The organism is Pseudomonas sp. H11T01, from assembly GCF_048515765.1.
Classification (GTDB): domain Bacteria; phylum Pseudomonadota; class Gammaproteobacteria; order Pseudomonadales; family Pseudomonadaceae; genus Aquipseudomonas.
Map to the genome: position 1 here is coordinate 72,005 of NZ_JBLYED010000020.1, position 24,353 is coordinate 96,357.

The 24,353-nt window shown below is 58.9% G+C and carries 20 protein-coding genes and 5 pseudogenes; 7 read left to right on the forward strand and 18 right to left on the reverse strand.

The window, feature by feature from the left end; genetic code table 11:
- The first annotated feature begins 394 nt into the window (after window positions 1–394).
- The gene (locus ACN1C3_RS24050; RefSeq protein ID WP_419118240.1) at window positions 395–2,245 is read left to right on the forward strand and encodes a sigma 54-interacting transcriptional regulator; all 1,851 of its coding nucleotides are present in this window, start codon (window positions 395–397) and stop codon (window positions 2,243–2,245) included.
- 44 nt (window positions 2,246–2,289) lie between these two features.
- Here ACN1C3_RS24050 and ACN1C3_RS24055 read toward each other — a convergent pair whose 3' ends face one another.
- The 3 genes from ACN1C3_RS24055 to ACN1C3_RS24065 are packed head-to-tail and all read right to left on the reverse strand — an operon-like array spanning window position 2,290 to window position 5,089.
- A complete protein-coding gene (locus tag ACN1C3_RS24055) occupies window positions 2,290–2,883 on the reverse strand; it encodes an isochorismatase family cysteine hydrolase (RefSeq protein ID WP_419118241.1) in 594 nt (197 codons plus the stop codon).
- Between the two features lie 23 nt (window positions 2,884–2,906).
- Window positions 2,907–3,638 (reverse strand): SDR family NAD(P)-dependent oxidoreductase, encoded by a 732-nt coding sequence (locus tag ACN1C3_RS24060; RefSeq protein ID WP_419118242.1) that lies wholly within the window; start codon window positions 3,636–3,638, stop codon window positions 2,907–2,909.
- Window positions 3,635–5,089 (reverse strand): FAD-dependent oxidoreductase, encoded by a 1,455-nt coding sequence (locus tag ACN1C3_RS24065; RefSeq protein WP_419118243.1) that lies wholly within the window; start codon window positions 5,087–5,089, stop codon window positions 3,635–3,637. The genes ACN1C3_RS24060 and ACN1C3_RS24065 overlap by 4 nt, the downstream gene beginning before the upstream one ends.
- A 99-nt stretch (window positions 5,090–5,188) precedes the next feature.
- Here ACN1C3_RS24065 and ACN1C3_RS24070 point away from each other — a divergent pair, with 99 nt between their 5' ends.
- Window positions 5,189–6,139: a LysR substrate-binding domain-containing protein gene (locus tag ACN1C3_RS24070; RefSeq protein ID WP_419118244.1), complete on the forward strand. Its 951-nt coding sequence runs from the start codon at window positions 5,189–5,191 to the stop codon at window positions 6,137–6,139.
- Window positions 6,140–6,208: 69 nt separating this feature from the next.
- Here ACN1C3_RS24070 and ACN1C3_RS24075 read toward each other — a convergent pair whose 3' ends face one another.
- Genes ACN1C3_RS24075 through ACN1C3_RS24090 form a run of 4 tightly spaced genes read right to left on the reverse strand, consistent with a single transcriptional unit; the run spans window position 6,209 to window position 10,165 of the window.
- The gene (locus ACN1C3_RS24075; RefSeq protein ID WP_419118245.1) at window positions 6,209–7,174 is read right to left on the reverse strand and encodes an electron transfer flavoprotein subunit alpha/FixB family protein; all 966 of its coding nucleotides are present in this window, start codon (window positions 7,172–7,174) and stop codon (window positions 6,209–6,211) included.
- Window positions 7,171–7,959 (reverse strand): electron transfer flavoprotein subunit beta/FixA family protein, encoded by a 789-nt coding sequence (locus ACN1C3_RS24080; protein ID WP_419118246.1) that lies wholly within the window; start codon window positions 7,957–7,959, stop codon window positions 7,171–7,173. The genes ACN1C3_RS24075 and ACN1C3_RS24080 overlap by 4 nt, the downstream gene beginning before the upstream one ends.
- Before the next feature lie 13 nt (window positions 7,960–7,972).
- Window positions 7,973–9,343 (reverse strand): flavocytochrome c, encoded by a 1,371-nt coding sequence (locus ACN1C3_RS24085; protein WP_419118247.1) that lies wholly within the window; start codon window positions 9,341–9,343, stop codon window positions 7,973–7,975.
- A 3-nt stretch (window positions 9,344–9,346) separates the two neighbouring features.
- Window positions 9,347–10,165 carry an aspartate/glutamate racemase family protein gene (locus tag ACN1C3_RS24090; protein ID WP_419118248.1) on the reverse strand — a complete coding sequence of 273 codons (819 nt, stop codon included), beginning with the start codon at window positions 10,163–10,165 and terminating at the stop codon, window positions 9,347–9,349.
- Between the two features lie 300 nt (window positions 10,166–10,465).
- Here ACN1C3_RS24090 and ACN1C3_RS24095 point away from each other — a divergent pair.
- Window positions 10,466–10,660, forward strand: a pseudogene (locus ACN1C3_RS24095) (transposase); the annotation flags it as partial.
- Here ACN1C3_RS24095 and ACN1C3_RS24100 read toward each other — a convergent pair.
- From ACN1C3_RS24100 to glcC, 9 genes and pseudogenes are all read right to left on the reverse strand, one after another.
- Window positions 10,661–10,774, reverse strand: a pseudogene (locus ACN1C3_RS24100) (homogentisate 1,2-dioxygenase domain-containing protein); the annotation flags it as partial. It lies immediately after the preceding pseudogene.
- Between the two features lie 16 nt (window positions 10,775–10,790).
- Window positions 10,791–11,867 (reverse strand): 4-hydroxyphenylpyruvate dioxygenase, encoded by a 1,077-nt coding sequence (gene hppD, locus ACN1C3_RS24105; protein ID WP_419118249.1) that lies wholly within the window; start codon window positions 11,865–11,867, stop codon window positions 10,791–10,793.
- A 78-nt stretch (window positions 11,868–11,945) separates the two neighbouring features.
- Window positions 11,946–13,232 (reverse strand): OprD family porin, encoded by a 1,287-nt coding sequence (locus ACN1C3_RS24110; RefSeq protein WP_419118250.1) that lies wholly within the window; start codon window positions 13,230–13,232, stop codon window positions 11,946–11,948.
- A gap of 54 nt (window positions 13,233–13,286) precedes the next feature.
- Complete coding sequence (locus ACN1C3_RS24115; protein WP_419118251.1) at window positions 13,287–14,603, reverse strand: MFS transporter; 1,317 nt, start codon at window positions 14,601–14,603, stop codon at window positions 13,287–13,289.
- Between the two features lie 65 nt (window positions 14,604–14,668).
- Entirely contained in the window at window positions 14,669–15,193 is a 525-nt protein-coding gene (locus ACN1C3_RS24120) for a gamma carbonic anhydrase family protein (protein ID WP_419118252.1), read from the reverse strand.
- A 12-nt stretch (window positions 15,194–15,205) separates the two neighbouring features.
- Entirely contained in the window at window positions 15,206–16,396 is a 1,191-nt protein-coding gene (locus tag ACN1C3_RS24125; protein WP_419118253.1) for a CaiB/BaiF CoA transferase family protein, read from the reverse strand.
- A 25-nt stretch (window positions 16,397–16,421) separates the two neighbouring features.
- Entirely contained in the window at window positions 16,422–17,351 is a 930-nt protein-coding gene (locus tag ACN1C3_RS24130; protein WP_419118254.1) for a hydroxymethylglutaryl-CoA lyase, read from the reverse strand.
- A 112-nt stretch (window positions 17,352–17,463) separates the two neighbouring features.
- Entirely contained in the window at window positions 17,464–18,375 is a 912-nt protein-coding gene (locus ACN1C3_RS24135) for a LysR family transcriptional regulator (protein WP_419118255.1), read from the reverse strand.
- Window positions 18,375–19,142, reverse strand: coding sequence for a transcriptional regulator GlcC (gene glcC, locus ACN1C3_RS24140; RefSeq protein ID WP_419118256.1), 768 nt, complete (start codon window positions 19,140–19,142; stop codon window positions 18,375–18,377). Before glcC ends, ACN1C3_RS24135 begins: the two co-directional genes overlap by 1 nt.
- Before the next feature lie 234 nt (window positions 19,143–19,376).
- On the opposite strand from glcC, the gene ACN1C3_RS24145 reads away from it, so the two are divergent.
- Both ACN1C3_RS24145 and glcE read left to right on the forward strand, forming a co-directional pair.
- Window positions 19,377–20,390, forward strand: coding sequence for an FAD-binding protein (locus ACN1C3_RS24145; protein ID WP_419118257.1), 1,014 nt, complete (start codon window positions 19,377–19,379; stop codon window positions 20,388–20,390).
- Window positions 20,390–21,367 (forward strand): annotated as a pseudogene (gene glcE / locus ACN1C3_RS24150) (glycolate oxidase subunit GlcE); the annotation flags it as partial. The gene ACN1C3_RS24145 and the pseudogene glcE, both read left to right, overlap by 1 nt.
- Before the next feature lies 1 nt (window position 21,368).
- On the opposite strand, the pseudogene ACN1C3_RS24155 reads toward glcE, so the two are convergent.
- Window positions 21,369–21,668 (reverse strand): annotated as a pseudogene (locus tag ACN1C3_RS24155) (group II intron maturase-specific domain-containing protein); the annotation flags it as partial.
- 5 nt (window positions 21,669–21,673) lie between these two features.
- Between ACN1C3_RS24155 and ACN1C3_RS24160 the strand changes: the two are divergent.
- Both ACN1C3_RS24160 and ACN1C3_RS24165 read left to right on the forward strand, forming a co-directional pair.
- A pseudogene (locus ACN1C3_RS24160) lies at window positions 21,674–22,011 on the forward strand (integrase core domain-containing protein); the annotation flags it as partial.
- A 107-nt stretch (window positions 22,012–22,118) separates the two neighbouring features.
- Window positions 22,119–22,562, forward strand: a complete 444-nt coding sequence (locus ACN1C3_RS24165; RefSeq protein ID WP_419118258.1) for a hypothetical protein — start codon at window positions 22,119–22,121, stop codon at window positions 22,560–22,562.
- Between the two features lie 527 nt (window positions 22,563–23,089).
- Here ACN1C3_RS24165 and cysQ read toward each other — a convergent pair.
- Window positions 23,090–23,854 carry a 3'(2'),5'-bisphosphate nucleotidase CysQ gene (cysQ, locus tag ACN1C3_RS24170; protein WP_419118259.1) on the reverse strand — a complete coding sequence of 255 codons (765 nt, stop codon included), beginning with the start codon at window positions 23,852–23,854 and terminating at the stop codon, window positions 23,090–23,092.
- Between the last annotated feature and the right edge of the window lie 499 nt (window positions 23,855–24,353).

Consider the following 24,353-nt stretch of genomic DNA (forward strand, 5'->3'; position numbering starts at 1 on the left):
TGACTGCAATTCCTGGAGAGCTCGAGGAAAAACAGATTCAAGAGGACAAGAGCAAGCGCAATGCCAACTTGTTAAACAGGTTGGAATTAAAAAATTTAGCTATCTAATTCAATTAGTTAACAAAGGTCACCATGAGAAAAACCTGACACCGGTTAACCGCTCGGCGAGGAACAGCTATTGCGAATTTTCGAAAATCTTTGAATTTTGGTAAGGAATATTCGTACATTCCCAATCCGTGCCACCCTCATTCTCACTGGCAAACAATCTCGGCGTCGTGCCGAACAGGCTGAGCAGCCGCGATCGAGGCAGATTTACCGTTCTGCGAGACCTTTGGCACAGACTTGGCATCCGTTTCAGGTTGGAATAATGACAATAATAAAGGCAGGCCAATTACATGACTCATGAAGAGAAAGGCGCAGGCCAGGCCGATCATCACTATCGCAATCAGCACGGCATCAACATCATTACTGACCTGCGTTTTCCAGACATGCAGGACCTGACTGACCGCCTCTATTTCAATCCGAAAGAAGGACGCATCTGGCTCGGTGAAAAACGCATGATGCTGATGCACGTCGAAGCCTTTGGGGCGATGCGTCAAGAGTTGCTGGAAAGCAATGGCGTCGAGTTCACCCGAGGCTTGTTTACCCGAATCGGTTATCTGACCGGGTTGCGCGACGCCGATTTAGCGATCCAGGCACGCGGTACTGGCAGTGAGCTGGAAATCCTGGCGGCCGGCGGACAGCTGCATGCGCTTTCCGGGATTGTCGAGGTCTCACCGATCTGCATTGAGTTCGATCAAGCCAAAGGCCATTTCTACGGCGAGTTCACCTGGAAGCACTCGGTTGAAAGCGAAGTGCATATCGCTGCCAACAAGATCAGTACCGACCCTATCTGCTGGATGGAAGTGGGTTACAGCTCCGGCTTCATGACACGCTTGATGGGTCGACGCTTTCTGGTGCGGGAAGTGGAATGCCAGGCGTGCGGCCACGAACACTGTCGTGTCATCGCAAAGCCGGCGGAGGCCTGGGACGATGCCGAGCAAGATCTCAAATATTTCCAACCTCGAGCAACCGACCACCGTCGGACGGTACCTGTCTCACCGTCGAAACTCCGAGCAATCGCTCCCCAGCCTGCGCCATTTGGTCTGGAAGATCTCGCCCGCTCTGCCGACGGGCTTGATCGTCCCGTTGGCGGTTCAGCCGCTTATCACTCCGCGCTACACAAGATCCTGCGCGTCGCCGGTACCAACGCGACTGTGCTGTTGCTCGGGGAAAGTGGTGTAGGCAAGACCATGTTTGCCCATGAAGTGCATGCCAACAGCCAGCGCGCAACAACACCCTTCATCGAAATCAACTGCGCTGCGATTCCTGAACAGCTTATCGAATCAGAACTGTTCGGCGTTCAGCGCGGCGCCTATTCCGGCGCCACCGAACCGCGTCCCGGCCGCTTCGAAATTGCGCATGGAGGGACCATCTTCCTCGACGAAGTCGCAACCCTGAGCATGACTGCGCAAGGCAAGTTGTTGCGCGTATTGCAGAGTGGGGACCTGGAGCGCCTGGGCAGCAACAAGACCATAAAAGTCGATGTACGAGTCATCGCCGCCACCAACGAAGACTTGGCTGGAGCGGTCAAAGCCGGACGTTTTCGCAGTGATTTGTTCTATCGGTTGAACGTGTTCCCCGTCACCATCGCCCCTCTGCGCGAGCGCAAGGACGACTTGCCTTTGCTGCTCGATACCTTCATGCGCAAACTCTGTACGTTGCACGGCCGACACCTCACCGGCATTAGCCCACGAGCCTTGCAGATGCTCCTTGATTACCATTGGCCGGGCAACATTCGTGAATTCGAAAACGTGATCGAGCGGGCAGTCATCCTTTCCGATGATGGCGATGCCATCGACATTCGTCATCTTTCCGGGCTTGATGCGTTGGGGGGCCAGCTTGAACGTATCGGTACTGTCGGATGGGACGCAGGCCCCACCATCGGCATCCGCCTGCCGGACGCCACATCCCCCAGTGTCGGCATCGCCCAACAGGAAAAAGCCAGCCACGATCAGTTGCTCGCTGTGGCGCAACGTACCCTGCAACGTGGCCCGGTGCGCCTGAACGAGATCGAAGACGTGTATATCGAAGTGGCGATGCGGCTCAGCGAACACAATGTGTCCCGAGCCGCTACGCTGCTGGGTCTGAGCCGGGCGCAGCTGGACTATCGGCTGAAGAAAACGGCTCAGGAAGAAAAGACCTGATCTGGTCGCCAGCAAGCCAGCTCACAAGATTTTGTCGCTGCTGCCTATAAAAGCGCCGCAGAATCCTCGAACGCTGCATCGGCGCTAACGCTGGTGCAAAAGCGTGCGATGCTGCCCATGGAATTGGTGTGCTCTTGCGCCGAAGGCGAGGCACAGCAATCCTCCAGAACCACTACGTCGAAGTCGCGGTCATGGGCATCGCGAACGGTGGCTTGAACGACCGCCTGAGTACTCACGCCGCTGCAATAGATGCGCTCGATACCTTCGCGGCGCAGCAGCAGTTCCAGGCGTGTAGCGTAGAACGGCGAGACGCGGTGTTTAACAATGTCCCAATCCTGCGGCTGCGGGGCCAATGCCTCATGCACCGCGCCACCCCAGGTTGACGCTTTCAAAATGCCATTCCTGGCAATCGGGCCGAATACCTGAGAGTTCGGATTAGCCTCACGATGATCGTCAGAAAAGGCGACACGGACGTAGGCGACTGGAATGCCCTTGGCACGCGCTTTGGCGATTGCGGCAGCCGTACGGGCGATCACCTCACGGCTACGGACTTGTTCACCCAGCGGGGATTTGCCGCTGGCGCCGTCCGGGTGTACCAGATCGTTCTGCATGTCCAGGACAAGGTAGATACTTTTCATTGTCATTTTTTCCTTGGATTGAATCAGTCGCACCAGAGTGCGCCGTTGATGTCGAGAATTTCCCCGCAGATAAACCCCGCTTTGTCTGAAAGCAGAAAGCCCACTGCTGCCGCCACTTCGTCAGCGCGACCCAACCGGCCCAGCGGAATCAGCGCACGCAAGTTGTCGGGAAACGTCGTGGTCATATCAGTGGCGATCGGTCCTGGTGCCACGGCATTGACTCGCACGCCACGGCCCGCCAATTCTTTGGCCAGGAATAGAGTCAGGGTGTGCACTGCCGACTTCGACATGCCGTAAGCCACATTGCCCGCATTGTTCTGCTCGCTCGGGTCCAGCCAGGGTCGGGCGTTGCCACCATTTTTTCCAACCACCGAGCCTATGTTGACGATGGCTCCCTGCTGACGCTCAGCCATTAGCTGTCCGATCACCTGACAAGGAATCAAGGTGCCCAGGACATTGATCCGCATGACCCGTTCGAACTCGCTCACGCTTAGGTCCAGAGCGCTGCCCTTGGAGACGATACCGGCGACGTTAACCAACGCAGTGATCGGCCCCAACTGCTCTTCAATCTCTTCGACCACGTTACGCACTGCATTGCGCGCCGCCACATCGCACGCGAAGAAGCGCATCCGAGCACCCAGTTCAAGAGGCTCAACCAGATCCAGCGCTGCTATTTTGTAGCCTTCGGCGGCCAGGTATCGGCATACCGCACTGCCAATTGCCCCACCGGCTCCAGTCACCACTGCAACACTCATTGTTCACCCCGCTGATCCGCCGCGGCATAACCGGCCAGACGTCCGAACACGAGCCCCTTGAGCACTGACGTACCGCCCGCGTAATTACCGAAGTACAGGCCGACAGTCTCGCCGGCGGCATACAGGTTACCAATCGGTGCACCATCAGCATTGACCACACGAGCACGCTCGTCGACTTTCAAACCGCCAAACGTGAAGACGTTGGCAGAAATGATCGGATAAGCCAGGAATGGTCCCTCGTCCAGCGGCAATGCCCAGTTGCTTTTGGGCGGCACCAGACCTTCAGTGGCGACGCCATCCAGTTGCAAAGGCTTGTAGTTACCCGGTCGGCAAGCGGTGTTGTAGCGCGCAATACTGTTTTGCAGGGCAATTGTCGGAACGCCGATCTTACCCGCCAGTTCGACCAGACTTGACGCTTCGATGGCCGGTTGGTCAGTGCGAATACCCAGACGATAGTTGGGAATGTTTTTGACCTTCTGATCGAGGATCACCCAGGCAATGCCTTCGCTCTGCTGATAAATCTGTCGAGTCACTCGCTCATACCAGGCATCAACCGTACCGGGCGCTTCGTCGGTGAAACGTTCGCCCTGTTGGTTGATCAGCACGCCGTAGGGAAAAATAAAGATTGAGGGTTCGGAAACCCCGGAGCGAGGATCCACCGGCTCGGCGTGATAGCTGCCATATTCTCCGCAGGGCGCCGCGCCGACATCCAGCGCCATCTGGATGCCTTCGCCACGATTGTAGTAACCGCCCTTGCACACTGGGCGCAAGTAAACTGAACGCGGCCCGAGATAGCGGGTGAGCATTTCCGCGTTACCCTCGAAGCCGCCACTGGCAAGCACCACCGCGCCACGAAAAACCAACTCACCGCGCTCACGGGACAAAGCCCGCAGCCCTATCACCCTGTCATAACCTTCGGTTACCAGATCACGCCCAGTGGTTTCATAGAAAAAGTGTGCACCGAGCGCTTCGGCCTGGGTCGCCAGCGCTTCCACAATGGCCTCGCCACCGCCCACTGGCAGTAAGCGTGGTTGAGTGCTGGTCAGGAATTGGGTCGGCAAAAAGTCGAACTTCACGCCGTTGCTTTTCAGCCAATCAATGGTGGCCGGGACCTCAGAAGAAAAGGTGCTGATGACGCTGGCATCCACAGATGCCAGTGAGCGGGTCTGTGCCGACCAACTCTCTCGATCACGGAGGCTCTCGACAACAAAATCCGGATCCTGGTAATAGCCCGAATGCTCAGCAAGAAAGGTGTCGAAGTCGTCGGTCACTTCGTCATGTCCCTTCATGCGCAGATAGGCTTCAGTGAAACGACTCTGCCCGCCGCGCTCCTCACGCGTCGCACGCTCCAGCACCGCCACTTTTAGTCCACGTTCGGCGCCCGCCACTGCCGCCGACAATCCGGCTACGCCGCACCCCACGACAATCAGATCGAAATTCAACTCAGCCATTTTCAGTGCCTCCCTTTAGTGGCTGGTACTATAAGATTCGCTGTGAGTGCGTTCGAGCGAGGCACGGCTAATGGGCTATTAGGAAAAGGTGAAGAACCAATGGACAGACTCTGGGCCATGCAGGTGTTCGTAAGGGTGGTGGAGTGCGGCAGCTTCAGCCGAGCGGCCGAGTCCCTGGACATTGCCAATGCCACGGTGACCTCAAGCGTGCGTAATCTGGAAACCTACCTGGGGGTGACCCTGCTGTCGCGCAACACTCGTTCGTTGCGTCTGACCGACGAAGGCGAGGGTTATTTCGAACAATGCACCCGACTGTTGCGACAAATAGAGGAAACCGAAGCCTCGGTACGCCAGAAAAAAGGCGAAATTAGCGGTCAGCTGTGCATCGAATCACCCGCCGCTTTCGCTCGAGCGTTGCTCTGCCCGGCCCTGCCCGCGTTCACCGCTCAGCATCCTGGTTTGTCAGTGGCCTTGCGCTTGACCGATCATGCCGAAGACCTGATCGCCAGCGGCACCGATATCGCGATCCGTATCGATTCAGTGAACGATGCCGACCTGGTCGCCCGCCCGCTTTATCAGGCTCACTATGTGGCCTGCGCCTCTCCTGGTTTTCTGGCCAGCATCGATACCCCGTGTCATCCGCAGGAACTCGACCCACAATGCTGCCTGGGTATTTTCGGTCCCGGACGCTACGCCGTATCCAACTGGTCATTCCAGCGTGGGGTTGAAAACCACACGCTGACTCCCCGTGGCAGCCTGCACTTCAACAGTTCTGATGCACTGATCGAGGCCGCCCTGGCCGATCAGGGCTACATCTATGTGCTGGATGTGTTCGTCAACGGCCTTATTTCACGCGGCGCATTGGTGGAGTTATTCCCTGACTGGGGCACCAGTAGCCGCAGTTTTTACACCGTTACGCCCAAAGCACGATTTGTCGCGCCGCGCACCCGGGCGTTTATCGACTTTATACTCGCCACCCTCGACGCTCAGCGCCGACCGCCAGCCGATGCCAGCATCGTCCTGCGCCAGGGACGACGTGGTCTGGTATAGCGAGGCGGCGTGGAGCACAACGAAAAATGCCAGTCAGCGGACTGACTGGCATGAGTATTTACCTCTGTCTCAAGCGTTACGCGTTTCGGCCAGCAACGCAGGCAAGAGTGTTTCCCAATCGCCAATTATCCCCAGCGTCGCGACCTTGAAAATATCCGCATGAGCATCCTTGTTGATGGCCACGATACGACTCTCCAGGCTGACCCCGGCCAAATGCTGTGCCGTGCCAGAGATGCCCACCGCCAGGTAGATGTCCGGGCTGACGTACTTTCCGGAAATACCGACCTGACGCAGCACCGGCACCATGCCGGCGTCGACCGCTGGCAAACTACCGCCGAGGGTGCCCCCCCACGCAACGGCCAGGGTTTCCAGCAGGTTAAACCCCGTCTCGTTCACACCTCGCCCCCCGGACACGATCAATCTGGCGCCATCAAGCGGTGGTAGATGCTGGCCACTCTTTCGACGCTCCAGCGTCAGCGCTTGAGGCAATGCCGCATGCAGAGCCAAGGTATAGACATCGGTCGCAACCGGGCCGGACAAATGAGGACGGCCTGCGCGCAAGCACGCGAATGCCGGACCCTCCTCCACTTGCAACATCACGCGCATGCGGCCTCCCCAGCACGATCGCTCGGCCAGAAGCATGTCACCATCGCGGCTTAACGCGATGCAGCGTCCCAAGGCTCGGCCATTCAATTTATCCGCCAGTAGCGCACAGAACTCTTCGCCCACCGGGCCGGGCGGCAGCAACACTAGTGATACGCCACTGGCAAAAACCGGGATCGCACGCAGGGCTTCGCTCGCCGCCACGGCCAATACAGCGGGCTCCTCGCAACTAGCCAGTTCTGCATGAAAGGCGTGGTAAACCTGCTTGGCGCCAGCCCTGGCGGCCCGTTCTGCTGCGTGCGAAGCAGGTTCAGCGCCCAGCAGAACAACAGCGAATTCTTCGTTGACGGCCACGCTCTGAACCGCGGCCAGCGCGGCATCGAGTGCTTCATCACCCCAGGCCTGGGGAATCAACGCCAACAGCCTGCTCATAGATTCACTCCCTGTTCTTTCATCCAGATCAGCAATGACTTGGCCTGCTGCATGGCATCGCCTTCCAACATTCGACAAGCCCCCCCGCGCTCAGCGGCCTGGGCGGCGACCAGACCGTCCAGCGACAGTGCACCGGGACTATCGGACGGGGCACTCGCTTTGGCAAAGTTCATGCGCTTGGCTTCCATCACGTTTTTCAGCAACGGATGGCGCAATTTATTGCGTTTGTCGTTGGTGACGCTGGCAAGCAGCGGTCGATCAACGTCCAGCCACTCCTCACAGGTGCCGCGCTCACGTATCAGTCGTACGGTGTCACCGCACCATTGCGCGTACTGGGCCAGGGAGAACTGCTGCTGATCGAGACGACAGGCCAGCAGCACCGGGATGCTGCCTTCGTCGAGATCACCAAACTCCCGACCAATGAGTAGCAGGTCGGGCGCCAGTCGCTCGCGATCGATCAGCGCTGCGATTTGCTGCGCCGTCAGCCGTGCATCCCAGAGACAAGCCGGCACCAGCTCAAGGCAGCGCAACGAATGCGGACGAAATGCCGCCACCGTGCGCAATAGGTTTTCGCTGTTCGCACCGGCAAGCAGCAAGACATCAATCTGTGTCTCGGGGCGTTCGTCGCGCAACTTCAGGGCCACTTCCAGCGCTGCCTCATCGAACGGGCCGAGCACTCGACGAGCGCTGGCAGGCTCTTGGATTTGCCCATCGTCATCGAGACTCAAGGTATGCAAGGGGAAACGGATATCCGCCACCCCGGCCAGCAAAACCAGAATGTTCATGTCTGTCCCCCTGTCATTCGGTACCGGCGGTTGCGGCTGCGATACGACCGAAGACCGCCGCCTTGCCCAGCGCCGAACCGGTCATATAGGCAGCGCCATGAAAACCACCGATCATCTCGCCAGCCGCCAGCAACCCCTCAATGGGCTCGCCAAATACGTCCTGGACGCGCATCTGCGTATCCACCACCACACCGCAGTAGGTACCAAACACCGCAGCCGTGGAGGGATAGGCATAAAACGGCGCACGTTCGATCGGGCACAACTGGCCGTGCTGATGCACCAGATGACGGCGACCGAAAGCGGGCGCCTCACCCTTGCGTACCGCCTCGTTATAAGCCGAGACCTCTGCCAGCAATACGTCCTCAGGGACTTCGATCAAACGCGCCAGTTGCTCCAGGCTCTGCGCTTCGACGAACAGGCCCTCCTCAAGACGGCGAGTGAAATCAAGAATGCGCACCTGGTTATCACCGCTGTCCATGATGCTCTGGTCGAGAATCTGGTACGCCACGCCATAGGTCTGCTGCATCACCGCATCGCCAAGCAGCTTGTAGGACTGCGATTCATCGACGAAACGATGGCCATACTGGTTGACCGCAATAGCGCCCTTATAGACGACAAGGCAGGCATGGTGATTGTTATCGTCGGTCGGATGCTTGCCGAATGTGCCTTTGATATAGGCCAGATCGCGCACGTCAGCACCCAACGCCCAGGCCATGCGCAAGCCATCCCCTTCGTTGCCCTCGCCACCGATGAACACCGCGTTGTCGTACTGGGGTGCGAAACGATGGATCAACGCCCGATCCTGGACAAAGCCACCACTGGTCAGCAGCACGGCCCTACGCGCACTGAACGTGATGACCTCGCCAGCTTGCTCGGCCAGTGCGCCGGTCACCCGGCCCGCCTCTGATCGGAGCAGACGACGGGCTCGGGTCCCCATAAAAACATCAACCTTGCCGGTGGCTCTGGCAGTCTGCTCCAGCAAACGCACCATGTCTGCCGGATCGACATTGTGCACGCGCGGCACCGACTGCCCGGAGGCGGCTTCGATCACATCCGAGAACACCACGCCATGGGTGCGCAACCATTCGTAAGTAGCCAGTTGATTATCCGTATAGAGCCGGACGAGGTCCGCGTCGCACTCGCCTTTGCCCACCTCGATCAGGTCAGTGAACAACAGTTCGGATGAATCAGTGATGCCATGCTTGCGTTGCAAATCGGTACCGGCGAAGGCCAGGCAGCCACCACTCATCGCCGAGGAACCGCCGGTCTGTGCAGTCTTCTCCAGCAGCACAACGTGTTGGCCCGCCTCTGCAGCGCTGAGCGCGGCGCAAAAACCAGCCAGGCCGCCACCGATCACCAAGAGATCACATTCAATCGTGTTCATGGCTTAAATTCCTTGTTCCAGAAAGCGATCGAGGCCGTAAAAAGCGAAAATCTCTTCAACCCTTTTCCGCTCAGGACGTGCCGAGAAGTAGCCACGATTACAGGCTTGCATGCCGTTGGCGCGGCGCAAATCGACCATTGCCTCCGCCTGTTTGACCCAGGCGCCAAGAGAATCAAGTACCGGAATGCCATCCACCTCACTCACCCCATGGGTGGCAAGCAGGACATTGAGCGGTGCCTCGCCAGGGATGATCACCTCAGCACCATCTTCGATCAGGCGCCGGGCCGATATACGGAAGCGTTCAATCAGTGCCGTCGGATCGCTGAAAGCAGCCAGCACATCCGCGAAGCGAAAGCCGACATGCCGAACGCCAGCCAAACGCTGAGCCAGGCCGTGACGGGCTGCGTTCTCAGTGACCAACTCGACCAGCTCATCAATGAATACCAGCACGCCAAAACGGCGGCCCAGCATGCAGGCAGTGAGCATTGCCGACTCGCCATAACCCACCACCGGGATCTGCAACAAACTGCGAATGTCGCGCAGGGCCGGCTCGGGAAGCGTGCTGAGGGCATAGGCATCAAAACCCTGCGCCTCGGCATTCAGCCCGGCGACCACAAATTGAAGGCTATGCAGATACTGCAACGCAGCGTGCTTGATGTCGTCGCCAGGATAATTGCTGCGATAGGTTCCCGGCCGCATGCCATGCAGATGAATTTCGGTGTCGGCGCGTGCAACCTTGCGAAAATGCGCGCGTAGCGCCTCGTCATAAGGGCCCAGATCGCTCAACACAGTGAAGCTTTGATGCCAGATGCGAATAGTCATATCCATCCTCAAGAAGGGCCAGGCAGACGTCATCACTGTTGGGGCAGCACGCAAAAACTGTGGGCTGCATCACGAGACTTCGGCCGCTGGTTTGTCTGGTTCGAGAGGGATTATCTGCAGGACATCGTCGCAATGAGTAGGTCATGGGACCGAAGGGGCTTTTCAACAAAGCCGCAAGACGCGGCTGGACCCTTCCTGGAGCATTGCCTCCAACCTGGCCTCTTCAACATCATCAATGTAGTGGTCTAATGAAACCGGCCCCCCATTTAGGCGAGAATGCTCGCCAGATCGAGGTGTCTGATGACCAAGCAACGTCATTCCTTTTCCGCTGAATTAAAACGCGAGGCCGCAGGCCTCGTGCTCGATCAAGGCTATAACCACATCGAAGCCTACCGCTCGCTCGGGGTTGTCGAGTCCACGTTGCGTCGCTAGGTTAACCAGCTCCAGCAGGAGCGCAATGGCGTAATTCCACAGAGCAAGGCGTTGACCCCGAAAGGAGAACATTTTGGCCATCCCGGACCAACACGCGTCGTAGTCCGGTTGCAGCTGAAGGCATTGCAGCGCATGGCGCGAAGGATGCAACACACTACTGGTCTCGAACATGAAGGCATAGATGATTGATGCGTTAGTCCGCCATCAATACTCCACGTCGCACCTGATCGCGCTCGATCGACTCGAACAACGCCTTGAAGTTGCCCTCGCCGAAACCATCGTCGCCTTTACGCTGGATGAATTCGAAGAACACCGGCCCCATCAGGGTTTCCGAGAAGATCTGCAGCAACAGGCGCCTGCCACCGTCGTCCGAAGTTCCATCCAGCAGAATCCCACGCGCCTTAAGTTCGTCCTGTGGTTCGCCGTGGTTCGGCAAACGACCTTCGAGCATTTCATAGTAGGTTTCCGGTGGCGCGGTCATGAAGCGCATACCCAAGGCCTTCAACGCATCCCAGGTCTTGATCAGGTCGTCGCTGAAGAACGCCACATGCTGGATGCCTTCACCGTTGAACTGCATCAGGAACTCTTCGATCTGCCCGGCGCCTTTGGATGATTCTTCGTTCAACGGGATGCGGATCATGCCATCCGGCGCAGTCATGGCCTTGGAAGTCAGGCCGGTGTATTCGCCCTTGATATCGAAGTAACGGATCTCGCGAAAGTTGAACAGCTTCTCGTAGAAGTTAGCCCAATAGGCCATGCGTCCGCGATAGACGTTATGGGTTAGATGATCGATGAACTTCAGGCCCGCTCCGACAGGGTTACGATCCACACCTTCGATGAACACGAAGTCGATGTCGTAGATCGACGTGCCTTCGCCAAAACGATCGATGAGGTACAGCGGCGCGCCACCGATGCCCTTGATCGCCGGTAGGCGCAGCTCCATCGGCCCGGTGGCGATTTCAACGGGTTGCGCACCCAGCTCCAAGGCACGACTGTAGGCTTTTTGCGAATCCTTGGCCCGAAACGCCATGCCGCAAACCGAAGGACCGTGCTCAGCCGCGAAGTACGACGCTTCGCTGTGGGGTTCATTGTTGAGGATGATGTTGATCGCCCCCTGGCGGTACAACGACACATTCTTGGAACGGTGGTTGGCCACTTTTGTGAAACCCATGATCTGGAACACGGGTTCGAGGGCGCCTGGTGTGGGTGACGCAAACTCGATGAACTCGAAGCCCATCAGGCCCATTGGGTTTTCATAGAGGTCAGCCATGGTCAAGCTCCTGCAAACTGGAAAGTGTGGTGAAACAAAGCCCAATTGAACTGCGCAAAACGCAATCCGGGTGTCCGACTAGAAAGCGAGGGTGTAGCCAACAATGACCCGGTTTTCGTCCGCTGCATCCACGAAGTTCGAGCGCATCGTTGCGTTACGCCAGCGCAGCGAAATATTCTTGAAAGCACCGGACTGGATGACGTAGCTGAGGTCGGTCGTCCGTTCCCATTCCTCACCCTCCCCACCCGAAGCCCGCAAGGTCCTGGCCTTGACGCTGCTGATACGCGCCGGATCAACCTGATCACCCTTCACATAACGCACGTTGAAGGTCAGCCCGGGAAATCCAAGCGCAGCGAAATCGTAGTCATAGCGCATCATCCAGGCGCGTTCATTGGCCAACGCAAACGTGCTGACCTGCTGTTCGCTGAACAGGTAGGTGTCGGTGCCGCCCACATAGGCGTAAGCCGTATCGCCGCGGGCTTTCTGGTAGCCGCCACTGAACGAATGTCCCTTGATCGAATAACCGAAGTTGGTGCTTAACGTTCTGTTATCGACTTTACCCAATAACTCACGTCCTTCTTCACGGGCGGAAAAATATCGCCACTCGGTGAACACGTCTCCCGGCCCCATTCCAACTTTGTACTTGAACCCCGCGAAATCGCGCCGAAACAGGTCTTGCAACTGGCTAGTGTGCAGGCTCAACGTCAAGTTCTTCAGCGGTTGATAATCAACCCCCGCGTAGTACAACCGATCACTGGTGACCGTTGCGGAGTAAGCACCCTGTTGCGCCATGGCCGTCAGGTCTTCGAAATCGGTGGAGTCACGTAGCTTGGTTGAATCCACTTCCAGAGCGGTAAAGGTGAAGTTCTCCAGATCCTTGCTCACCAATTGGGCACCGTTGAACCATTGCGGGAACAGCCGACTGTAGTTGGAGGCCAGCAACGGCAGCTGAGGGCTGAGACCTCCCACACGGAGCTCTGTCTCCGAGAGTTTGGCTTTGAACGTGCCGACGGCCTTTGAATAGTCATCGACCGCACGTTTATCCGTACCACGAGGCAACAACCCGGTACCGGAGCGATCCGGACTGGAGTCGAGCTTGATCCCCAACATGCCAACGGCATCCAGACCAAAGCCCACCGGGCCCGGTGTAAAACCGGATTGCAACTTCAACATGAAGCCTTGTGCCCACTCGTCGCGCCGGGACTGTGTGGCTGAGTCACCGTGAAAATCACGATCAAAATAGAAGTTACGCAGCTCCAGACTGCCTTTTCCTTCGTCTAAAAAACCTGCCTGAGCCGCCGAATGAAAGGCGCAGCAAAGCGTCGCGAGCATCAACGATGCCCGTTGGGTGGTAAATGAAGTCATGTTTGTGCCTGTCTTATTGTTGTTATCAGGAGTGAAGGTCGATTCGAAATTCCGTCAGGACTTGGGATTCTTGACGTAGCGCATAACGACGAAGCAGGCGATCACAATCAATGGTGCGATGGATAGCATGCCCATATAGGTGGTGCCGGAAACATCGTTGATCTTGCCCACCATGACGGGCGCAATCATGCCGCTGAGCTGGCCAATGGAGTTGATCGCTGCAGTCCCCGTGGCAATTGCCAGCCCTGAAAAGGTCGATTGCGGAATCGTCCAAAAGATCGGGATGGCGATGAAGGTGCCCGCAGTGGCGAGGACCAGTGCCGCCATCATCGCCCAGGACGAATCAGAGAACAGGCAGGCCAACAGGTATCCGACGGCTGCCGCCATAAGGCACAGGACAAGATAGGTTTTGCGCTCGCCGGTACGGTCGGAGCGACGAGTGAGCAAGATCATGCCGATACACGCAACGATATACGGCAGAGACGAAAGCATCCCGACCCACAACAGGCTTTGAACACCAGAGGATTTGATCAGGTGCGGCATCCAGAAATTAAGGCCATAGGAAGCCGTCTTGATCACGAAGTAGATGAACGCCATGATCGCTACTTCCCGCGTCAGTAACACTCGCCACAGCGACCCAAGCACCGGCTTTTGGTTGGCTTTGTCATGTTCCAGATTGGCGGCGAGCAGATCTTTCTCTCCCCTTGTCAGCCACTTGGCCGACTCGATATCACGATCGAGTTTCCACAACACCAACGCACCCAGCACCACACACGGCAGCCCCGACATCAGGAACAGCCAGTGCCAGCCAGCAAGGCCGAACACGCCATCCATCGTGCCCAACAGGATTCCCGCAGCCGGCCCTCCGACCGCACCCGCCAGAGGCACTGCCAGGAACCAGAGGCCGTTCATCTTCGCCAAGTGCTTTTTGGGAAACCAGCACGCCAGATAGAACAGGATCGCCGGGCCGAAGCCGGCCTCCATGACGCCGATCAGAAAGCGCAAGAAGTAGAGGGTGTATTGGGTGTAGGCGAACATCATCGCCGCCGTGGCCAGGCCCCAGGAGACCATGATCCGGCAGATCCAGGCCGGCGCCCCGTAGCGTTTGAGGCCCAGGCTGCTGGGCACTTCGAACAGGACGTAGCCAATGAAGAACATGCTCGCGGCCAGACCATACGCCGCGTCGGACAAGCCCAACTCATGCTGCATCTGAGTCTTGGCGAAGCTGATGTTGATCCGGTCAAAATAGGAAAACAGAAAGCAGATAATGGCCAGCGGCATAATGCGCCAGGCCACGCGCCGATAGAGCAGCAGTTCGTTGATCGTTTCTTCGCTGCGCGCAAGCGCGATTTCGCCAGTCATGGCAACCATGATGTTTCTCCATTGTTGTAGTTATTGGAGAGAGGCAACGTCCTTCAGGACCTTGCTCAACGGGTTTAGCTGATTCGAATCAATTTGTCCCTGTAAATCTGACCCTTGGCGACATAGTCCCGGGCGTTACGCCGCATATCGACGATGGCTTCAGGCGTCAGCTCTCGCACGACCTTGGCAGGCGCACCCAGAATCAGCGAGTTGTCCGGGAACACCTTGCCTTCGGTGACAATCGCGCCAGCGCCGACCAGGCAGTTCTTGCCGATGACCGCACCATTGAGGACAACCGCCTGAATCCCGATCAGCGCGCCATCGCCGATGGTGCAGCCATGCAACATGGCCTGGTGGCCGATGGTGACGCCCTCGCCCACCGTCAACGCAAATCCGGGGTCGGCGTGCAACACCGCACCTTCCTGCACGTTGCTGTGCTGACCGATTCGGATCGGTTCGTTGTCTCCGCGCAGAACAGCCTGGGGCCAGACACTGACGCCCTGCTCCAGCGTGACATTGCCGATGACGGTGGCATCCTCCGCGACGAAGGTTTCGGCGTGGATGGCGGGGATAAGCGTGTCGTATTGATAGATAGCCATGGCAGCTCCTCCTCAGGCCTGAGCATCAGTTTTCAGAACACCGGCGGCACACAGTTCGGCAATGTGTTCGTCGCTGTAGCCCAGTTCGCGCATGACCTTGCGGGTATGCTCGCCGATGCGTGGAATCGATCGACGGGGTTGCAGACGCTCGCCATCCAGGGACAACGGCAGCAATGGCATGGCGGTGAACGATCCGTCTTCGAGTTCCAGATTCGCCAGCCCACCGCTTTGCAGCAGGTGAGGATCTTCGAACAACTCCTCCGGGCGACGAATCGGCGCGAATGGAATGCTGTGGGCTTCGAGCTGTATAGCCAGCGCCTGAGCATCCATAGTCGCGAAGACTTCAGCCAGGTGAGCCAGCAGCCGTGGGCGCTGGAGCACGCGTTCGTTGTTGGTGGCGAGGGTCTGGTCGTCGAGCAACGCGGTCTGACCCAGCAGGTGACACAAGGCGTTCCACTGACCTTCGCCGGTGGCGGCCACGAACATCTGCTCGCCCCCGGCGAACTCGAACACATCATAGATCGCCCAGGCGCTGATGCGGTTCGGCATCGGCGCGGCGGCCTGGCCGGTCACGGCGTACTGCTGCATGTGCTGGGCGGCGAGCAAGACGCAGTTTTCGTAGAGCGCGCTCTGCACCTCACGGCCGACGCCGGTGACGTTGCGGTCATTGAGCGCGGCAAGCACGCCGATGGCACCGAACATGCCGCCCATGATGTCATTCACGGAACTGCCGGCACGCAACGGCCTGCCGACAGGGCCGGTCATGTAGGCCAGGCCCGCCATCATCTGCACTACTTCATCCAGGGCCAGACGATTGTCATACGGGCCGTTGAGAAAACCTTTGTGCGAGGCATAGATGAGGCGCGGGTTGCGCTCACGAATCGCTGCGTAATCGAAGCCCAGCTCCTGCATGCGGCCGGGTTTGAAGTTCTCGATAAACACGTCAGCGGTGTCGATGAGCTCCAGCACTGCGTCTCGCCCTTGAGGGGTGTTGACGTCAATGGCGATGCACTGTTTGTTGCGGTTGAAGGTGCGAAAAAACCCGGCACCGGCACCCAGCAGACGGCGTGTACCGTCGCCGCGGGTCGGCTCGATCTTGATCACCTCGGCACCGAGGTCACCCAGGATCATCCCGCAGGTCGGCCCCATCACCATGTGAGAGATTTCGACGACACGAATGCCGTCCAATGGAAGTCTGGACATTAGCGTTTCCCTCGATCGGACCGGCTCAAGTGCGACTGGCGGCTGACGTGTAATTGAGTGGCAGTCCGGCGCGGGCAATGCAGCCGTAAAGGGCTTCGTCAGGCAAGGCGGCGCGCAGTACGTCCCGCGATTCGATCAGTGCAGCCAGATCGATTCCGGTGTCGTAGCCCATGCTTTGCAGCATGAACACCAGGTCTTCGGTCACGGTGTTGCCGGACGCACCCGGTGCGAACGGGCAACCACCCAGCCCGGCCAGGGACGCATCCAGTTCGGTGATGCCTTGCTGCACGGCCACCAGGCTGTTGGCCAGCGCCAGACCGCGGGTGTCATGAAAATGCGCGGCCCTGAGCTTGTCACCGGCAATGGCTCGAATCGCTTGCAAGGTGGTCGCCACCTTGCCGGGATTGGCGTAGCCGGTGGTGTCGCCGAGGGAAACCAGATCGCAACCGGCTTCCAGCACGTGGCCGGTCAATTCGCACAGGTCGCTCAACGGCACATCGCCCTGGCGGGTGCAGCCGAACGCAACGGACATCCCGGCGATTACTTGAACGTTGTGCAAACCCATTTCGGTCCGCAGTTGGCACATCCGCGCCAGTTCCTCGACCATTTCCAACGGCGTGCGACGCACATTGGCCAGGCTATGGGCCGCGCTGACGGAAACAGGCGCAATGATGCGGTGGGCGCCAGATTCAAGTGCATTGCGGCAACCACGCAGGTTCGGCGCCAGGACCGTGACGACCAGATCCGGGTAACTCAAGGCGTGGGCCACGACTTCTTTGGCATCGGCCATTTGCGGCAGCAGTTTGGCGGGCACGAAGGACGCGACTTCCATATGGCGTACGCCAGCCGCATAGGCGGCATCGATCCATAGGCATTTGGCGGCGGTAGGCATGATAGTTTGAAGGCTCTGCAAACCATCGCGCATGCCGACTTCGTTGATCGTTATTGTTGTCATGAAGTTCTCTCACAGGCTGAAGCACAGACTCAGACTAGAGGGACACTCACAGGCCGAAAAGACGTGATTTACGGCCTGATCCATCGTCAACCACGATGGATAGACGCCGTGGTCAGATGACGAATTGTCGTGGTGGTGCACGTAGCAGCAGGTGATCCAACAGCCGGCGTGCTGAAAGCGACAGTGCATCACGATCACGCACGCAAATCACAAACTCACCCAAGGCCCAATCGTCGGTCAAGGGAATGATGCGCAGGTCGAACAGTTGCGCGTATCGCGCCACCGCTTCCAGCGGGAACACCGCCAGTCCCAGACCGAACTGAACCAGGCGGAACGCGGCATCGAATGACGACACATAGGATCGGAAGCGCAGCTCCTTGCCGTGTTTTTCCGCGTCTTCGCGCATGAAGGTATTGAGTGTGGCGAAGGCGGACAGGCCCAGATGATCAAAGGCCAGCGTGTCTTCGAAGGCAATACTGGTGTGGTCGGCCAAGGGATGACTCGCGCTGACCACCACGGCCAGGTGGTCCTGGCGATACGGCAAAAACTCGAGATCGCCCACGGCCATCGACCGCCGGCAAATGCCCAGATCGGCATTCCCCTCGGCTACGCCGCGGACCACATCGGGGCTGAAACGCTCTTCGATGTCGGCCTGAATTCTGGGGTTGTCCAACATGAAATCCGACAGTTCCTCCGGCAGAAACTCCATGATCGACGACACGTTCGCCAATACCCGGACATGCCCGCGTGCCCCTTCGGCGTACTCGCTGAGTTCACTGTCGAGCCGTTCCATCGCTCGGGTCAGCGACCGGGCATGGCGCAGCAAGGCCTGCCCCGCTGGCGTCGGCTCAACCCCGCGCTTGCTGCGCTTGAGCAGCGGCGTACCGAAGCGCAACTCGATATCGGAAATCCGTTTACTGACCGCCGACGGTGCGATGAATGCCCGCTCGCTGGCCCGTGCGATGGTGCCTTCCTCACAGACCAGAATGAACAGGTGCAAGGAGAAATGATCCAGGTGCTGCATTACGCCCACCCCTCAAGTCGCAGCGTCGCTCGTACCAAACGCTGCTCCTCGTTTTCAATTTCCTTGAGGTTTTCACAGATGCTCTGGATGTGCGCGATGGCCGCCTTGCGCGCCTGTTCCGGCATGCGGCCGGTCACGGCGTTGTAGAGTCGAGCGTGTTGACGGTCGATCTGGCGCTTTTGCGGTTCGCGGTGGTAGAGGTTGTTGACCGAGGCAAAGACCGAGTTGAGCAGCAAATCCGTCAACGAACGCAAGGTCTGCACCAGCACCGGATTGTGCGAGGCCTCGCAGATCGCGAGATGAAACGCGTGATCGAGTCGGGCATGGGCGGACGCATCCAGCGAACGGCTATGGGCATCGAGCAATGCCTCATAGCTGCGGGTGATGAGGACGAAATCAGCGTCGGTGCCGCGCAAGGCCGCCAGGCGTGCGGATTCGCCCTCGAGCAGGCTGCGGACTTCGAACAGATCGTAGAGCGTGCGCGGCTGTGAGCTGAACAGGTGCATCAGCGACGACGCTGCACCATGCCCCGACAGGTCGGCCACGAACGAGCCCTTGCCTTGCTCCGTGTTGATAATCCCGCGAGCGCGCAACAGCTTCAGACCTTCGCGAAGTGCGGTGCGGGATACGCCGAGCTTTTCGGTCAGACGCCTTTCCGAAGGCAACAGCTGCCCGGTCTTGAGCACCCCGTCGACGATCAGGCGCTCGATGCGCTCAGAGACCACGTCGGCGACTTGTGGGTTACGGCCCGTTTCTGCGCTGCCCATCGAATCTCCAACTGGTATGACCAGCCTCATCGCCAGAATCACACCTGTTCAAATACAACAATAAACCGCTGTTTTTAATATTCTTTTTTTAACAAACAAAAAAACAACGAGTAAAAAACTGGTTCGACCAGCCAAACAACGCATAGACAGTAAAACGCCTCAGGCCAATGATGCAAGTCCGCCGCATCCGGAAACAGACCTCTAATAAAAACAACTGAGCGTCGTCCACCGACTATGAATATTCTCTACGATGAACGCGTCGACGGCGCTCTGCCTGACGTTGATAAGAGCGCCCTGCTCCAGGCCCTGCAAGAACGATTGCCCGATCTGGATATCCTGCACCGCGAGGAAGAACTCAAGCCTTATGAGTGCGACGGCCTGTCCGCCTACCGCACCACGCCGATGCTGGTGGCGCTGCCGCGAAACATCGAGCAGGTACAAGGCCTGCTCAGACTCTGCCATGAACGCCAGGTGCCGGTGGTCGCACGCGGTGCCGGTACCGGGCTTTCCGGCGGTGCGTTGCCGTTGGAAAAAGGCGTGTTGCTGGTGATGGCGCGCTTCAACAACATTCTGCATATCGACCCCGCCGCCCGTACCGCACGGGTCCAGCCGGGGGTTCGTAATCTGGCGATATCCCAGGCCGCCGCGCCGTTTGGCTTGTACTACGCGCCGGACCCCTCTTCCCAGATCGCCTGTTCCATCGGCGGCAATGTGGCGGAAAACGCCGGTGGCGTGCACTGCCTGAAGTACGGTCTGACCGTGCACAACCTGCTCAAGGTCGACATCCTGACCGTCGACGGCGAACACCTGACATTGGGTTCGCAGGCACTCGACTCATCCGGTGTGCTGCACGCTATCGCGGCGTTATCGGCCGAGTACGACCTGCGGGTGGCCAATGTTTTCCACGCCGGCGACGGCAACATGCATCCGCTGATTCTGTTCGATGCCAATCAACCGGGTGAACTCGATCGCGCCGAAGCCCTGGGCGGCAAGATCCTCGAATTGTGCGTGAAAGTCGGCGGCAGCATTACCGGTGAACACGGTGTGGGCCGCGAGAAAATCAATCAGATGTGCGCGCAGTTCAACAGCGATGAGCTGACCGTGTTCCATGCCGTCAAAGCCGCGTTCGATCCGAGCGGCCTGCTCAACCCCGGCAAGAACATTCCGACGCTGCACCGCTGCGCCGAGTTTGGCGCCATGCACGTACATTTGGGTCAGATGCCCTTCCCTGAACTGGAGCGTTACTGATGCGCAGCGAACACGATTTCGACGACAGTGGCTCGCTGCTGGAGCAGGTCAACCAGGCGCTGCAAAACGCCACGCCGTTGCGCATTCAAGGCGCCAACAGCAAGGCGTTTCTTGGGCGCATCGTAGCGGGTGAAGTGCTCGACACCCGCTCCCACCGGGGCATCGTCAGCTACGATCCGACGGAACTGGTGATCACCGCCCGCTGCGGCACCCCGTTGGCAGAACTGGCTGAAGTGTTGGATGCAGCGCAGCAGATGTTGCCCTGCGAACCGCCCTCCTTCGGCGACGGCGCCACGGTCGGCGGCATGATCGCCAGCGGACTGTCGGGACCGCGACGCCCTTGGTCGGGATCCGTCAGGGACTTCGTCCTCGGGACACGGGTCATCACCGGACAGGGCAAGCATTTGCGCTTCGGAGGCGAGGTCATGAAGAACGTCGCCGGCTACGATCTGTCGCGCTTGATGGCCGGCAGTTACGGCTCGCTTGGCGTGGTGACCGAAGTGTCCCTCAAGGTCCTGCCAAAACCGCGGCAAGCCTTAAGTATCAGCCTGGAGATGGACAGCGATCGTGCCTTGCTACGCCTGGCGGAATGGGGGCAGCAACCGCTGCCGATCAGGGCCGCGTGTCACGATGGCCAGCGCCTGCACCTGCGGCTCGAGGGTGGCGAAGGCTCGGTGGCGGCGGCCCATGACCGTTTGGGCGGCGAGTTGCTGGACTCTTCGTACTGGCAAGACCTGAACGAGCATAAATTGAGTTTCTTCGATGAGGATCAACCTCTTTGGCGCCTATCCTTGCCGAACAACACTCCGAGGCTGGCCCTGCCCGGCCGTCAACTCATCGATTGGGGCGGCGCCCAGCGCTGGCTCAAATCCGACGCCGAAGCGACCTTCATTCGCTCGGTCGTGGAAGAGGTCGGCGGGCATGTGACCTGCTACAGCCACGGCCTGATCGACAGCCCGTTCCAACCGCTATGCGCTACCAACGGTGAGAGTTACTAGCCACTCTCTGCGCTACCTGTGCGCTCGCTCCCAGCGCCCGAAGCTCTCGATAGATCGTAGGGCCACGCTTCCACTGCCTGAGCTGGATCGCTCTCAATCGATGTCGTATCCATTCGTCCAGCTTGCGCCAGACTGCCGGTGTTTGCGACAACGTGAAGTAAGCTTTCCAGCCCAAGAGATAGGGTCGTAGATTATCTGCGACCTGTTGCAAGCTACGACCGCAGGATCGGCGGGTAAGCCAACAGATGCGTTGCTTGAATTGCTTCTGCGCCTTGTAAGAGACCGTTATACCTGGCCGTGGTGCTGGACTTGTTCTCGCGCAAGATAGTGGGCTGGTCCATGGCCCCGAACATGCCGGCTGAACTGGCGCGCAATGACATGCAGCAAAGCATGAGCCGCAAAGGTAACTGCTGGGACACTCAGTGATGGAGCGTTTCTTCCTGAGCTTGAAAATGGAGCGGGTATGGCGGCGCGATTACGCCAACCACGCCGAAGCGATCCGTGACATTACGGAATACCTCGTTGGGTTTTACAACAACGAGCGACTGCACTCGAAACTGGGATATCTGCCACCGACCGTTTACGAACGGGCGATGGCGTCGAAATCACCTACACTTGTCTGATTAAGCTCTGCCGATGACCACCCATCAGCTAGATCCTGCGCCCGCAGCAGGCTACTAGACTTCACAAGGGGGATGAAATCAACGCACCTCAATTCAGGAGATCTGTGATGAACAGAACATCTTGGCTGGCGTTGGTAGTGGCGGCAGGGGCGATTTCAGGTTGCGCGAGCAGAACCGAGATTGTCGATGTTCCCCTCGATGCTACCCCGCAAAACGCAGAGCATATCGCTCGAGCCACCCTCAGCCCGGTGGGCAACCAAACCAGCATCTGGCTCACCGTCGGTGGTATCCCCCACGACCTGGCCGTACCTAGCCGCCTCGACACCGCTATCTACGCTGGCTCGTGCCAGCAGTTGGGCGCACAACCTGCGTACAAGACCCGTCAGGCCAACAGCGTCGACTATCCATCGCTGGCCCCGCGAACCCGGCATTGGGCCCTGGCACCAGTGGCGCTGAGCGAACTGACCAAGGGTGACTATGCCTTGCTCGTTCGCACCAGCCCGGCAGACGGCAGCCGACCTCTTTTCTGCGGCAACATCAGCGCTGGCTAGGGGCGCATCAAGCAAGCTGTTCGGTACCGTGGCCTGCGCAACTTCCGCCAGGCCACGGTGACGCCTCCATCAGTACTGCCGCCGATACCGGACCAGCCCCTGCCCGCGGCTCGCTTGCGCTCTTACTAACGGTGACGCTTTCACGCCGCTCGGCCATCTTGGCCTCATCCGTGAAACCTCTGCCAGCACCGGATGGATCCTGAAGCCAAGTCATCAATATCCCGTCTTCCACCGTCGAATACCGCCGGGTCAGTGATTGCCCTGCCGGACACCGATACTCGTTCGACGCGTCCATTGGAGTCAGCCTGCCGATCTATCGAACAACGACGAGTTCCGAGCCCCGAGACAGATAGGCGTGGTAGCGAAAGTTATCAACCTCAAGGGCCGGTATTTTTTAGTGAGTCGCTGGCGGCGCTGATGGCTGTCGAAGCTCGAATCACCCACCACATCGCCAGCCTTTAAACCACAGAGGGCCTGCCTCCCTCTCTGGAAGCGGGCCCCGTGCGCAAGCTGGAGTTGGCGAGGATCTATAGCCCGCGAGCGTAGAAGTGAGGGTTGTCCAGACCGGGCTTGCCATAACGCAATGCATCGCCGGCCAGGGTGCAGACCTGTCCGCCGGCGGCGACCAGCACCGCATGCCCCGCGGCGATGTCCCACTCCATGGTGCGCCCCAGACGCGGATAAAGGTCTGCCTCGCCGGCAGCCACCAGGCAAATCTTCAGCGATGAGCCGGCACTTTTCAGTGAGCGCACCTTGCGCCCGTCGAGGAATGTATCCAGCGCCTCGGCATCGCCATGGGAGCGACTGGCAACCACGTCCAGGCCCTCCTCCGTCACCGCCCGGCAGTGGATGGCCTGACGCTGTTCGGCCTGTTCGATAAAGGCTCCGCAACCACGGGCACCGGCGAACAGACGCTCCAGCGCGGGTGCCAGAACCACCCCCAGCACCGGTTCGCCATTGTCGATCAGGGCGATATTGACGGTGAACTCGCCGTTGCGATTGATGAACTCCTTGGTGCCGTCGAGCGGGTCCACCAGCCAAAAACGCTGGCCCACCTCGGGCACCTGACCGGCAGCGGCGGCCTCTTCCGAAATAACCGGAATCTCCGGTGTGCGCGCTGCCAAGGCTTGCAGAATCAAGGTCTCGGCGCGCTCGTCAGCCTCAGTCACCGGAGAGGTATCAACCTTCCCGCGCACCTCGAAATCCGAGCGGTACACCTCCAGCACCAGTTCGCCCGCTGCGCGAGCAATACCGATGACGTCTTCGAGCAGAACAGCCATTGACTCGTTCATGGGATTTCTCCTGTTTTTGTTCTTCGTATGGTCCATTCGGCCTATGCGCCGTTTTTCGGATAAGGGAACAGTACAGACATCCACATCACCGCCAATCAGCAATTGGATGTTTAACAGGAGTTCCTGTGCCACACGGCAATCAGTTATCCGTTCCTCAGATCAACAGCCTGCGCCTGCGTGCCGTGCAGTTGCGCATTGCCGGCAGTACGCTCAAGGCCATCAGCCAGGACACTGGACTCTCTTCGCCGACCATCATCGCCGCTTACAAGGCCTGGCAAGCCGGCGGCTGGAATGCCGTGCCTGTGCGCGACCGCGGGCGCAAGCACGGTGAAGGCCGCAGCCTCTCGGCAGAGCAGGAGAGGAACATTTACCAACTGCTGGTCAGCACACTGCCGGAACGGCACCAGCTGCCGTTCCTGCTCTGGCAGCTGGAGGCCATGCAGGCACTGGTCAAGCGCCTGCACGCTATCGACTTGCCAGAACGCACCGCCGCCCATTA

Coding starts and splice junctions, on each gene's coding strand:
- ACN1C3_RS24050 (WP_419118240.1), top strand. CDS start 395: ATGACTCATGAAGAGAAAGGCGCAGGCCAGGCCGATCATCACTATCGC.
- ACN1C3_RS24055 (WP_419118241.1), bottom strand. CDS start 2,883: ATGAAAAGTATCTACCTTGTCCTGGACATGCAGAACGATCTGGTACAC.
- ACN1C3_RS24060 (WP_419118242.1), bottom strand. CDS start 3,638: ATGAGTGTTGCAGTGGTGACTGGAGCCGGTGGGGCAATTGGCAGTGCG.
- ACN1C3_RS24065 (WP_419118243.1), bottom strand. CDS start 5,089: ATGGCTGAGTTGAATTTCGATCTGATTGTCGTGGGGTGCGGCGTAGCC.
- ACN1C3_RS24070 (WP_419118244.1), top strand. CDS start 5,189: ATGGACAGACTCTGGGCCATGCAGGTGTTCGTAAGGGTGGTGGAGTGC.
- ACN1C3_RS24075 (WP_419118245.1), bottom strand. CDS start 7,174: ATGAGCAGGCTGTTGGCGTTGATTCCCCAGGCCTGGGGTGATGAAGCA.
- ACN1C3_RS24080 (WP_419118246.1), bottom strand. CDS start 7,959: ATGAACATTCTGGTTTTGCTGGCCGGGGTGGCGGATATCCGTTTCCCC.
- ACN1C3_RS24085 (WP_419118247.1), bottom strand. CDS start 9,343: ATGAACACGATTGAATGTGATCTCTTGGTGATCGGTGGCGGCCTGGCT.
- ACN1C3_RS24090 (WP_419118248.1), bottom strand. CDS start 10,165: ATGACTATTCGCATCTGGCATCAAAGCTTCACTGTGTTGAGCGATCTG.
- hppD (WP_419118249.1), bottom strand. CDS start 11,867: ATGGCTGACCTCTATGAAAACCCAATGGGCCTGATGGGCTTCGAGTTC.
- ACN1C3_RS24110 (WP_419118250.1), bottom strand. CDS start 13,232: ATGACTTCATTTACCACCCAACGGGCATCGTTGATGCTCGCGACGCTT.
- ACN1C3_RS24115 (WP_419118251.1), bottom strand. CDS start 14,603: ATGGTTGCCATGACTGGCGAAATCGCGCTTGCGCGCAGCGAAGAAACG.
- ACN1C3_RS24120 (WP_419118252.1), bottom strand. CDS start 15,193: ATGGCTATCTATCAATACGACACGCTTATCCCCGCCATCCACGCCGAA.
- ACN1C3_RS24125 (WP_419118253.1), bottom strand. CDS start 16,396: ATGTCCAGACTTCCATTGGACGGCATTCGTGTCGTCGAAATCTCTCAC.
- ACN1C3_RS24130 (WP_419118254.1), bottom strand. CDS start 17,351: ATGACAACAATAACGATCAACGAAGTCGGCATGCGCGATGGTTTGCAG.
- ACN1C3_RS24135 (WP_419118255.1), bottom strand. CDS start 18,375: ATGCAGCACCTGGATCATTTCTCCTTGCACCTGTTCATTCTGGTCTGT.
- glcC (WP_419118256.1), bottom strand. CDS start 19,142: ATGGGCAGCGCAGAAACGGGCCGTAACCCACAAGTCGCCGACGTGGTC.
- ACN1C3_RS24145 (WP_419118257.1), top strand. CDS start 19,377: ATGAATATTCTCTACGATGAACGCGTCGACGGCGCTCTGCCTGACGTT.
- ACN1C3_RS24165 (WP_419118258.1), top strand. CDS start 22,119: ATGAACAGAACATCTTGGCTGGCGTTGGTAGTGGCGGCAGGGGCGATT.
- cysQ (WP_419118259.1), bottom strand. CDS start 23,854: ATGAACGAGTCAATGGCTGTTCTGCTCGAAGACGTCATCGGTATTGCT.